Annotated in this window: 11 protein-coding genes and 1 tRNA gene; 10 read left to right on the top strand and 2 right to left on the bottom strand. The window is 33.0% G+C overall.

From position 1 onward, the window contains the following. Positions 1-7: 7 nt before the first annotated feature. From uvrA to whiA, 9 genes are all read left to right on the top strand, one after another. Positions 8-2842, top strand: coding sequence for an excinuclease ABC subunit UvrA (gene uvrA, locus MHI13_RS15560; protein ID WP_064210466.1), 2835 nt, complete (start codon positions 8-10; stop codon positions 2840-2842). Positions 2843-3308: 466 nt separating this feature from the next. Further along, positions 3309-4241: an HPr(Ser) kinase/phosphatase gene (gene hprK / locus MHI13_RS15555; RefSeq protein WP_037548404.1), complete on the top strand. Its 933-nt coding sequence runs from the start codon at positions 3309-3311 to the stop codon at positions 4239-4241. 6 nt (positions 4242-4247) lie between these two features. Further along, positions 4248-5084 (top strand): prolipoprotein diacylglyceryl transferase, encoded by an 837-nt coding sequence (gene lgt / locus MHI13_RS15550; RefSeq protein WP_064210467.1) that lies wholly within the window; start codon positions 4248-4250, stop codon positions 5082-5084. Positions 5085-5092: 8 nt separating this feature from the next. Further along, positions 5093-5587, top strand: coding sequence for an acyltransferase (locus MHI13_RS15545; RefSeq protein WP_064210481.1), 495 nt, complete (start codon positions 5093-5095; stop codon positions 5585-5587). Beyond that, positions 5587-7026: a tetratricopeptide repeat protein gene (locus tag MHI13_RS15540; protein ID WP_064210468.1), complete on the top strand. Its 1440-nt coding sequence runs from the start codon at positions 5587-5589 to the stop codon at positions 7024-7026. Before MHI13_RS15545 ends, MHI13_RS15540 begins: the two co-directional genes overlap by 1 nt. Before the next feature lie 64 nt (positions 7027-7090). Beyond that, entirely contained in the window at positions 7091-8032 is a 942-nt protein-coding gene (trxB, locus tag MHI13_RS15535; protein WP_340761476.1) for a thioredoxin-disulfide reductase, read from the top strand. A gap of 169 nt (positions 8033-8201) precedes the next feature. After that, positions 8202-9113 (top strand): RNase adapter RapZ, encoded by a 912-nt coding sequence (rapZ, locus tag MHI13_RS15530; protein ID WP_058121563.1) that lies wholly within the window; start codon positions 8202-8204, stop codon positions 9111-9113. Next, positions 9110-10105, top strand: coding sequence for a gluconeogenesis factor YvcK family protein (locus tag MHI13_RS15525; protein ID WP_002433187.1), 996 nt, complete (start codon positions 9110-9112; stop codon positions 10103-10105). The genes rapZ and MHI13_RS15525 overlap by 4 nt, the downstream gene beginning before the upstream one ends. Before the next feature lie 125 nt (positions 10106-10230). After that, entirely contained in the window at positions 10231-11175 is a 945-nt protein-coding gene (gene whiA, locus MHI13_RS15520) for a DNA-binding protein WhiA (RefSeq protein ID WP_002433095.1), read from the top strand. A 178-nt stretch (positions 11176-11353) separates the two neighbouring features. Here the strand turns inward: whiA and MHI13_RS15515 are convergent. Beyond that, a tRNA-Arg gene (locus MHI13_RS15515) sits at positions 11354-11425 on the bottom strand. 190 nt (positions 11426-11615) lie between these two features. Here MHI13_RS15515 and clpP point away from each other — a divergent pair. Then, a complete protein-coding gene (gene clpP, locus MHI13_RS15510; RefSeq protein ID WP_002433484.1) occupies positions 11616-12203 on the top strand; it encodes an ATP-dependent Clp endopeptidase proteolytic subunit ClpP in 588 nt (195 codons plus the stop codon). A gap of 278 nt (positions 12204-12481) precedes the next feature. Here the strand turns inward: clpP and MHI13_RS15505 are convergent, their stop codons facing one another. Then, positions 12482-12664 (bottom strand): hypothetical protein, encoded by a 183-nt coding sequence (locus MHI13_RS15505; RefSeq protein WP_002433351.1) that lies wholly within the window; start codon positions 12662-12664, stop codon positions 12482-12484. Positions 12665-12676: the final 12 nt, after the last annotated feature.

Below are 12676 nucleotides of genomic sequence, written 5' to 3'. Positions count from 1 at the left end.
CGTTTAAATGAAAGGACCGTCAATAGTCGTTAAAGGCGCACGTGCACATAATTTAAAAGGGGTAGATATTGAGCTACCCAAAAATAAACTTATTGTCATGACTGGACTTTCAGGCTCTGGTAAGTCTTCTTTGGCATTTGATACGATTTATGCAGAAGGACAAAGACGATATGTTGAGTCTCTAAGTGCATATGCACGTCAGTTTTTAGGACAAATGGATAAGCCAGATGTTGATACAATTGAAGGTTTATCACCTGCCATTTCTATTGATCAAAAGACAACTAGTAAAAATCCACGATCAACTGTTGCAACTGTAACTGAAATCTATGACTATATACGTCTGCTTTATGCACGCGTAGGTAAACCATATTGTCCGCACCATGGAATAGAAATAGAGTCTCAAACTGTTCAACAAATGGTGGATAGAATTCTAGAACTTGAAGAACGTACAAAAATCCAACTACTTGCACCTGTAGTGTCTCATAGAAAAGGAACACACGAAAAATTAATTGAAGATATAGGTAAAAAGGGTTATGTACGCTTACGTGTCGATGGAGAGATTGTAGATGTTAATGAAGTGCCCGAACTTGATAAGAATAAAAATCATACTATTGAAGTAGTTGTCGACCGCTTAGTCGTTAAAGATGGAATTGAGACGCGTTTAGCAGATTCAATTGAAACGTCTTTAGAACTAGCGGAAGGTAACTTGACTGTTGATGTCATTGATGGTGATGAACTAAAATTTTCTGAAAATCATGCATGTCCTATTTGTGGATTCTCAATTGGTGAGTTAGAGCCAAGAATGTTCAGTTTCAATAGTCCATTTGGTGCATGCCCAACATGTGATGGTCTTGGTCAAAAACTAACAGTAGACATGGATTTAGTTGTTCCTGATAAAGATAAATCATTAAATGAAGGTGCAATTGAACCATGGGAGCCTACAAGTTCGGACTTCTATCCAACATTGTTAAAACGCGTATGTGAAGTCTATAAGATTAACATGGATAAACCATATAAAAAACTGACAGATAGACAAAAGAATATCTTGATGCACGGTTCTGGAGATAAAGAAATTGAGTTTACTTTCACTCAACGTAATGGGGGCACACGTAAACGCAAAATGGTATTCGAAGGGGTCATTCCTAATATCAATCGACGCTACCATGAGTCTCCTTCTGAGTATACCCGTGAAATGATGAGCAAGTACATGACAGAACTTCCATGTGAAACGTGTCATGGTAAACGTTTGAGCCAAGAAGCTTTATCTGTATATGTTGGCGGTTTTAATATTGGTGAAGTCGTGCAATACTCCATTAAAAATGCTTTGAATTATTATGAAAAGATTGAATTAAGTGTGCAAGATAGAGCGATAGCAAACCAAATCCTTAAGGAAATTATTTCAAGATTATCTTTCTTAAATAACGTAGGTTTGGAATATCTTACTTTAAATCGTTCATCTGGTACTTTATCAGGTGGGGAAGCACAACGTATTCGTCTTGCAACACAAATAGGTTCAAGATTAACAGGCGTATTGTATGTATTAGATGAACCTTCAATTGGGCTACATCAAAGAGATAACGATCGCCTAATTAGTACATTAAAAGAAATGAGAGATTTAGGAAATACGTTAATTGTTGTCGAACACGATGATGATACGATGAGAGCAGCAGATTATTTAGTAGATGTAGGTCCAGGTGCAGGTAATCATGGTGGAGAAATTGTTTCAAGTGGTACACCTGCTAAAGTAATGAAAGATAAAAAATCATTAACTGGACAATATCTTAGTGGCAAAAAACGTATTGATGTACCCGAACATAGACGAGAAGTAACTAATAAGAAAATTAGCATAAAAGGTGCTAGAAGCAATAATCTTAAAAACGTCGATGTTGAATTTCCTTTATCAGTAATGACTGTTGTTACTGGAGTTTCTGGTTCTGGTAAAAGTTCATTAGTTAATGAAATTTTATATAAATCTCTTGCCCAAAAAATTAATAAATCTAAAATAAAACCTGGAGATTTTGACACAATTGATGGTATTGATCACCTCGATAAGATTATTGATATTGATCAATCTCCAATTGGTAGAACTCCACGTTCAAATCCAGCCACTTATACAGGCGTTTTCGATGATATTAGAGATGTCTTTGCTCAAACGAATGAAGCTAAAATACGTGGTTATCAAAAAGGTAGATTTAGTTTCAATGTTAAAGGTGGACGTTGTGAAGCTTGTAAAGGTGACGGTATCATTAAAATAGAAATGCATTTTTTACCAGACGTTTATGTACCATGTGAAGTGTGTGATGGTAAACGTTATAATCGAGAAACCTTGGAAGTAACTTATAAAGGTAAAAATATTGCCGATGTATTAGAAATGACTGTTGAAGAAGCAACACATTTCTTCGAAAATATTCCAAAAATTAATCGAAAGCTTCAAACACTTGTTGATGTCGGCTTAGGTTATATTACTTTAGGACAACAGGCGACAACTCTTTCAGGTGGTGAAGCTCAACGTGTAAAATTAGCTTCTGAATTGCATAAGCGTTCCACAGGACGTTCTATTTATATCCTTGATGAACCTACAACGGGGCTGCACGTTGATGATATTAGCCGTTTGTTAAAAGTTTTAAATCGATTAGTAGAAAACGGTGATACAGTTGTGATTATTGAACACAACTTAGATGTAATTAAAACTGCAGATCACATTATTGATCTTGGACCTGAAGGTGGCGAAGGCGGGGGTACTATAGTTGGTACTGGTACTCCGGAAGAAATTGCTGAAAATAAAGACTCTTATACTGGAACATATTTAAAACCTGTTTTAGAAAGAGACAGTATAGAATAAATAAATAGCCAATTAGTAAAGATAACGCTTCAAAGTTTTAGTTAACCTTTACTAATGCTAACCAACTTTGACAGGCTAGGACATTAATATTGTCCTAGCCTTAATTCTTTATCATAATGATAGCTTTTAAAATTAAGATATATTCATTGTAAGTTTTTAATTCTTATTAACCATTGCAACAAGTCCATAGCTAATAAAGTTTTTTCTAAAGTATTTATTGAGATATGCAAGTTAAAGTGAGTGTTTTCTAACTTTAATACAAGAATTCAAACCTATAATTTACTAATGGTTAAAATACTCTCCTCAGATGTTAAAAGAATTTGACATTCATATATTTAAGTTAATGGTTATTTAAGAATATTTTAAAAGTTAAATCGTCATTTTAATATAGATTGTGAGTTCATTTTTGATATGATAATAGAATAGAGAATAGATACGAAGGGATATTATAATTTGAGGTGAACCCATGTTAACAACAGAAAGACTGGTTAATACACTTAATCTAGATTTAATCGCCGGAGAAAAAGGCTTAAATAGACCGATAAAAAATACGGATATATCACGTCCTGGTCTAGAAATGGCAGGCTATTTCTCTCACTATGCTTCAGATAGAATTCAATTGTTAGGAACTACTGAACTATCTTTCTATAATCTACTTCCTGATGATGAGAAAGAAGGAAGAATGAGAAAATTATGTCGACCTGAAACTCCAGCAATTATTGTGACGCGAGGATTAGAGCCCCCTGAAGAATTAATTTCTGCAGCAAAAGAACTAAATACACCTATTATTATTGCTAAAGATGCTACGACAAGTTTGATGAGTCGTTTGACTACATTTTTAGAGCATGAATTAGCTAAAACCACATCTTTACATGGAGTACTCGTCGATGTTTATGGAGTAGGTGTATTAATTACAGGTGATTCAGGTATAGGTAAAAGTGAGACTGCATTAGAATTAGTTAAACGTGGTCACAGACTTGTAGCTGATGATAATGTTGAAATTAAAGAAATCACTAAAGACGAATTAATAGGCAAACCACCTAAATTGATTGAGCATTTACTTGAGATTCGAGGACTGGGAATTATTAATGTTATGACTCTATTTGGTGCAGGGTCTATTTTGACTGAGAAACAAATTCGTTTAAATATTAATTTAGAGAATTGGAATAAAGATAAATTATATGATCGAGTTGGGCTTAATGAGGAAACTTTGAAAATCCTCGATACTGAAATTACTAAAAAAACAATTCCTGTCAGACCCGGTCGAAATGTTGCCGTAATTATTGAAGTTGCAGCGATGAATTATCGATTAAATATAATGGGAATTAATACAGCTGAAGAGTTTAGTGAGCGTTTAAATGAAGAAATCGTTCGCAATAGTCATAAAAGTGAGGAGTAGTATGAAATGGGTTTAACTCTAGGATACATTGATCCAATTGCTTTTAGTATTGGACCTGTACATGTTCGTTGGTATGGAATTATTATCGCATGTGGTATATTACTGGGTTATTTTATTGCACAAGCTGCACTAAAAAATGTTGGCTTACATAAAGATACATTAATAGATATTATATTCTATAGTGCTATATTTGGTTTTATTGTGGCACGTTTATACTTCGTGATTTTCCAATGGCCATATTACATGCAAAATCCAGGTGAAATACCGAAGATATGGCATGGAGGTATAGCAATCCACGGTGGTTTAATTGGTGGATTTATTACAGGTGTTATCGTATGTAGGTCTAAAAATCTACACCCGTTACAAATCGGTGATATTGTAGCGCCAGGTATTATATTAGCTCAAGGTATAGGTAGATGGGGTAATTTTATGAATCATGAAGCCCATGGTGGACCTGTATCGAAGGCGTTTTTAGAACACTTACATTTACCGGATTTTATTATTAGAAATATGTATATCGATGGTCAGTATTATCATCCTACATTTTTATATGAATCTGCGTGGGATGTTCTCGGTTTTATAATTCTAATTAATTTGAGGAAACATCTAAAAATAGGGGAAACGTTCTTTATTTATCTTATTTGGTATTCAATTGGCCGATTCTTCGTTGAAGGACTGCGAACTGATAGTTTAATGCTTACAAGTCATATTAGAGTTGCACAACTCGTATCAGTCATTCTTATCGTTGTTAGCATTATTCTTATTGTATATAGAAGAGTTAAGTATCATCCTTCAACTTTTAAAAATTCTGGACCACTTCAATGGCCAGGTAAAAGGGCGTAGTGTGTATGGTGAGACGATTAAACAAACAAAAACCTTTCTCCATAAACCCTCTGTGGCAAGTTTATAAAATAGTGAGATTTCCTAAGGTTTTTAAACAAACGATTATTATTGAAATTTCTCGTTTTATACCAAGCATGCGTCTAAAACGCTCTATTTATCGCAAGTTTTTAAAAATGGCTATAGGTCAGAATACAGCATTTGCATATAAAGTTTTACCTGACTTGTTTTATCCAGAGTTAATTTCTGTTGGCAACAATAGTGTTATTGGTTATAATACTACAATATTAACGCATGAAGTACTTATCGATGAATGGCGACAAGGTAGAGTTACCATTGGGCATCATACATTGATTGGTGCTAATGTGACGATTTTACCTGGAGTTAGAATAGGAAACCATGTAAAAGTCGGAGCTGGTACGGTCATCACTAAAGATATACCTGATTATAGCTTTGTATTTGGTAATCCTATGCATATAAAAGTTGATAGAGGAGGTGACAATTAATGGCACGTGAAGACAATAAGATAATACCAATGATTTTCGACGAAACTTTTTACCGTAAAATGGCTATACAAAAATGGCAACAACAAGATTATAATAAAGCTGCAAATTACTATAGCAAAGTGCTCGAATTGTCACCTGAAGATTATGATATTCAATTACATTATGCACAATGTTTAACGAAAATAAATTTAGGTAGAAAAGCAGAGCAAATATTTTACGAAAATATTGTAAATGATTTTCATGTTGCAGATAGTTTCTATGAGTTAAGTCAATTAAATATAGAGTTGAATGAACCAAACAAGGCATTCTTGTTTGGTATTAATTATGTACTTTTAACAGATGATCAAGACTTTAGAGAAGTACTAGAAAAGACATTCGAAGTGACCTATACAAGTGAACATAAAATTGAATTAGAAGCACAATTATTTGCTACACAATTATTATTCCAATTTTTATTTTCACAAGGACGACTGAATGACGCGCGAGCATATATTCTAAGTCAAGATGAGCATATTCAATCCCATCGTGTTATACGTAATCTGCTTGCGATGTGCTATCTTTATTTAAGTGAGTATGAAACAGCTAAAGAGATGTTTGAAGCGTTATTGAGTGAAGATAATTCAGATGTTCATGCCTTATGTCATTATACACTCTTACTTTATAACACAAATGAAATGGAGAAATATAAGAGGTATCTTAAAATATTAAACAAAGTTGTACCTATGAATGATGATGAAAGTTTTAAACTAGGAATTGTATTAAGTTATTTAAAACAGTATCAAGCATCTCAAAATTTACTTTATCCTCTATATAAAAAGGGTAAGTTTTTATCCATTCAAATGTATAATGCATTGAGCTTTAATTTTTATTACCTCGGAAATAAAGATGAAAGTGTAGACTTATGGAATAAATTACTACAGATATCTAAAGTAGATGTTGGTTATGCGCCATGGGTGCTTGAGGAAAGTAAATCAGTTTTTAACCAACGCATTCTTCCACTATTATTGGATGACGATAGTCATTATAGACTATATGGAATCTTTTTATTAAATCAACTCAATGGTAAAGAAATTCTTATGACAGAAGAGATTTGGTCAATCTTAGAATCAATGAATGATTATGAAAAATTATATCTAACGTATCTGGTACAAGGATTAACATTAAATAAATTAGATTTTATTCACAGAGGTATGTTGAAATTATATGAAATGGATTATTTTAAAAACGATACCTCACTATTTATTGACTGGATTGATCAAGCTGAAGCGATTATCTCTGAAAAAGTTGATTTAGCAGAGGTAGACAGATATTTAGCTGCATTTGTATATATGCACTATAAATATACCAATCACGCTATGACTAAAAAACAAATTATTGATTCTTTTGAAATCACACGATATAAATTAGATAAAACCATTGCTTTTATTTTGAGCATATAAATTTAAGAAATAAATGGTATAGTATATAATGCGATAATGATTAATAACTAGGAGGCATTAAAAAATGACTGAAGTAGATTTTGACGTAGCCATTATCGGCGCAGGTCCTGCCGGTATGACAGCAGCAGTTTATGCATCTCGTGCAAATTTAAAAACAGTTATGATTGAACGTGGTATACCAGGTGGTCAAATGGCCAACACTGAAGAGGTAGAGAACTTTCCAGGATTTGAAATGATTACGGGTCCAGATTTATCTACGAAAATGTTTGAACACGCGAAAAAATTTGGAGCAGAGTATCAATATGGAGATATTAAATCTGTAGAAGATAAAGGTGACTACAAAGTAATTAACTTAGGTAATAAAGAAATTACGGCTCATGCAGTGATTATCTCAACTGGTGCAGAATATAAAAAAATTGGTGTGCCTGGGGAACAAGAACTTGGTGGACGTGGTGTAAGTTACTGTGCTGTGTGTGATGGTGCCTTCTTTAAAAATAAACGATTATTTGTTATTGGTGGTGGCGACTCAGCAGTTGAAGAAGGAACATTCTTAACTAAATTCGCTGATAAAGTAACAATCGTTCATAGAAGAGATGAATTACGTGCGCAGAATATTTTACAAGAACGTGCTTTCAAAAATGAAAAAGTTGATTTCATTTGGAGTCATACTTTAAAAACAATCAACGAAAAAGATGGCAAAGTAGGATCAGTAACTTTAGAATCTACTAAAGATGGTTCGGAAGAAACGTACGATGCTGATGGAGTTTTCATTTACATTGGAATGAAACCTTTAACAGCACCATTTACTAATTTAGGAATCACAAATGAAACAGGATATATTGTCACTAAAGCTGATATGAGTACGAATGTCCCTGGAATCTTTGCAGCTGGTGATGTTCGTGATAAAGGATTACGTCAAATTGTAACTGCAACGGGAGACGGTAGTATTGCAGCTCAAAGTGCAGCAGATTATATCACAGAGCTTAAAGATAAATTAGAAGCTTAATCTACACAATCACATGTAGCTAGGACATTGATGTCGACAAGTAGTCGCTATCAATCGTTCTAGCTTTTTTGATTAATAAAGAAGATTCCTTTAGATATACTAGTATGATAAGATTAATTTAATTATATGAAGTAAGAGCGAAGAACTTAAATGGTGGTGACTTTAAAAAATGAAAAATAGCGAAAATGAAATTGTTAAAAGTGAATTATTAGTTGTTACAGGCATGTCAGGAGCGGGTAAATCACTAGTGATACAAAGTCTTGAAGATATGGGGTTCTTCTGCGTAGATAATTTACCACCAGTTTTATTACCCAAATTTGTAGAACTCATGGAACAAGGTAATCCTTCTTTACAAAAGGTGGCAATTGCCATTGATTTAAGAGGGAAGGAGTTATTTAAATCTTTAATTAAAGAAATTGATATCATTAAAAGTCGTAATGATGTTATCGTAGACGTCATGTTTTTAGAGGCTAAAACAGAAAAACTTATTTCTCGTTATAAAGAATCAAGAAGAGCACATCCATTGAATGAAAATGGACAACGTTCTCTTATTGAAGCAATTAATGAGGAGAGAGAACATCTTTCTGAAATTAGAAGCATTGCAAACTTTGTTATCGATACGACGCTATTAAAACCTAAGGAATTAAAGCATAGGATCGCTAAATTTTATTTAGATGATAATTTTGAAACGTTTACGATTAATGTTACCAGTTTTGGTTTTAAACATGGAATTCAAATGGATGCTGATTTAGTATTCGATGTAAGATTTTTACCAAATCCATACTATGTAGAAGAACTACGCCCGCTGACTGGTCTTGATGATCTGGTCTATAACTATGTAATGAAATGGAAAGAAACTGAGATTTTCTTTGACAAATTAACAGACCTCTTAAAGTATATGATCCCAGGTTATAAAAAAGAAGGAAAGTCACAACTTGTTATTGCCATAGGATGTACAGGTGGTCAACACCGATCAGTTGCTTTAGCAAAACGTTTAGGCGAATATCTTGATGAGATTTTTGATTACAATGTCTATGTGCATCACAGAGATGCTCATATTGAAAGTGGAGAGAAAAAATGAAACAAATGAAAGTAGTACTTATCGGAGGAGGAACAGGCTTATCTGTTCTAGCAAGAGGATTAAGAGAATTCCCTATAGATATTACTGCTATTGTTACTGTCGCTGATAACGGCGGAAGCACAGGGAAGATTAGAGATGTTATGGATATACCTGCTCCAGGTGATATACGTAATGTTATCGCAGCGCTTAGTGATTCAGAATCAACGTTAACTCAACTTTTTCAATACCGTTTTGATGAAAATAAAGTCGACGGCCACTCACTAGGGAATTTGGTTATTGCAGGGATGACAAGTATAACTAATGATTTCGGTCATGCGATAAAAGAACTTAGTAAAGTTCTCAATATCAAAGGGCAAGTTATACCATCAACAAACACAAGTGTTCAATTGAATGCAGTCATGGAAGACGGAGAAATTGTTCGTGGAGAAACCAACATACCTAAAACAAATAAAAAAATAGATCGCGTCTTTTTAGAACCTGGGGATGTTGAACCTATGGAAGAAGCGGTTGAGGCACTAGAACATGCAGATTTAATCGTTCTTGGGCCTGGTTCGTTATATACAAGTGTTATCTCTAATTTATGTGTTAAAGGGATTTCTGAAGCATTACTTCGCTCTAATGCACCAAAACTTTATGTTTCTAACGTAATGACTCAACCGGGAGAAACAGATAATTACGATGTTAAAGAACATATAGATGCAATTTGCCAACAAGTCGGTGAAGATTTTATCGACTTTGTGATATGCAGTAATGAAAATTATAGCAAAGACGTTTTACGTAAATATGAAGAAAAAAATTCAAAACCAGTAGAAGTTCATAAAGAAGAGCTAAAAAACAAAGGTATAAGAGTTTTAACAGCTTCAAATTTAATTGAAATTTCTGACGAACACTTCGTACGCCATAATACTAAAATTTTATCAGGTATGATTTATGAGCTTGCACTAGAATTAACAAGCACAATTCAGTTTAACCCTAATGATAAACATAAATAGTGTTAGTGCAATATTTGTTATGATATGATAGCTTACGTGTGTTTTATCAAAGTAGTGTAATGTAATCTCTATGTCGACCATACATAGATCAAAATAGAGTTGATTTAGGAAGGAATGAGTATTCTATGAGCTTTGCATCAGACATGAAAAATGAATTAACACGTATTGAAGTTGATGAAGCAAATGCTAAAGCAGAGCTCAGTGCATTAATTCGTATGAATGGCGCACTTAGTTTATCTAATCAACAATTTGTAATTAACGTACAGACTGAAAATGCAACGACAGCACGACGAATATACTCTCTTATTAAACGAATTTTTAATGTAGAAGTTGAAATATTGGTTCGAAAAAAGATGAAACTAAAAAAGAACAACATCTATATTTGTCGTACAAAAATGTTAGCGAAAGAAATCTTAAATGATCTTGGAATACTTAAAGAGGGCATCTTTACCCATGAAATTGATCCTGACATGATTAAAGATGACGAAATGAGACGAAGTTATTTAAGAGGAGCCTTTCTTGCTGGTGGCTCAGTAAATAATCCTGAAACATCTTCTTATCATCTCGAAATCTTCTCGCAATATGAAAGTCACTCAGAAGGTTTGACTAAATTAATGAATAGTTATGAATTAAATGCAAAGCATCTTGAACGTAAAAAAGGTAGTATTGCTTATCTAAAAGAAGCTGAAAAAATTTCGGATTTTCTTAGTTTAATAGGTGGTTATCAAGCGTTACTGAAATTTGAAGATGTGCGCATTGTTAGAGATATGAGGAATTCTGTGAATCGGTTAGTAAACTGTGAAACAGCGAATCTAAATAAAACAGTGAGCGCAGCCATGAGACAAGTTGAGAGCATACAACTTATTGATCAAGAAATTGGTTTGGATAACTTACCAGACCGATTGAGAGAGGTAGCTAAATTACGAGTTGAACATCAAGAGATATCATTGAAAGAATTAGGTGAAATGATTTCAACTGGGCCAATATCTAAGTCGGGTATGAACCATCGACTAAGAAAACTTAATGAACTTGCAGATAAAATACGTAATGGAGAACAAATCGAAATGTAAGCATAGGTATTTTTGAAATAAATTCAAAAATACCTCATTTATGTTTAGAAGAGCAGGGTCATGTAAAATTTCATGAAACTACGTTTTATATCGTGTTTTATTAATTGACAAGACAAAAAAGAACGCCGTCATTACAGCGTTTTCAATGTAAAAAATGTATGTAATTTAAAGTTAAAAGCCCCCTCGAGAGGAATTGAACCTCTATTATAAGAACCGGAATCTCATGTGTTATCCATTACACTACGAGGGGTAAATGAGGATAGAAACATTTTTCTGTACTAATAATAGTGATAACAGTACAATAAAAACGATAATTCTAGTTTACAAATCTTATAGTTAAGCGTCAAACTGAATTTTTAAATAGTAAGTTCAAAATTTTGACCATTTTTGACTTTTAAGGTAAAATAAAATTCAACAGTTATTACAAGGAGGAAAAATAGATGAATTTAATTCCTACAGTTATTGAAACAACAAATCGCGGTGAACGCGCATATGATATTTATTCCCGTTTATTAAAAGACCGTATTATCATGTTAGGTTCTCAAATTGATGATAATGTAGCTAATTCAATTGTATCTCAATTATTATTCTTACAAGCTCAAGACTCTGAAAAAGACATCTACTTATATATCAATTCACCAGGTGGTAGTGTTACAGCAGGTTTTGCTATTTATGATACAATTCAACATATTAAACCGGATGTTCAAACAATTTGTATTGGTATGGCAGCATCTATGGGATCATTCTTATTAGCAGCAGGAGCTAAAGGTAAACGTTTTGCATTACCAAATGCTGAAGTTATGATTCACCAACCTTTAGGTGGTGCACAAGGTCAAGCGACTGAAATCGAAATTGCTGCAAACCATATTTTAAAAACTCGTGAAAAATTAAATCGTATTTTAGCTGAGCGTACAGGTCAATCAATTGAGAAAATTCAACAAGATACTGATCGTGATAACTTCTTAACTGCTGAAGAAGCAAAAGAATATGGTTTAATCGATGAAGTCATGGAGCCAGAAAGTAAATAATTAAAAGCTAGAATATCTTTTAGTTAATTTTCTGTCACACTGTCTACAAAGTTACTAACTTTGTGGGCAGTTTTTTTATGTAGTTTTAGCTCAAGGCGTTTTCTCGTTATAGGTTTCTTAAAAATTTTTCAATTAAATAAATCGCTTAGAGTGGGTGAAAAAATCAACATTCAATACTTATAAAAAAAGAGACAACGATATTGTGAAAATTAAAAGTTGAGTTAACATGTTCAACTTGTTTATGAATCACAAATCATGTCTCTTAATCATTTTATTGCTTAGTGCTTCTTTTCTTTTATAAGTAATCGCAAAACTACAATGAATAATGTTAAACCTACAATTGTAAAGAGTAATGACATTAATATCATTGCAATTGTGTGATCAAATGCAAATATTCCATTCAATATTAATAAAATACTAGCAATAATTAACAAAATATAAGTTAATTGATTGTCTTTCATTTTATAAACCTT

The organism is Staphylococcus sp. FSL K6-0223 (genome assembly GCF_038008285.1).
This window is presented reverse-complemented; position numbering and strand designations above follow the sequence as displayed.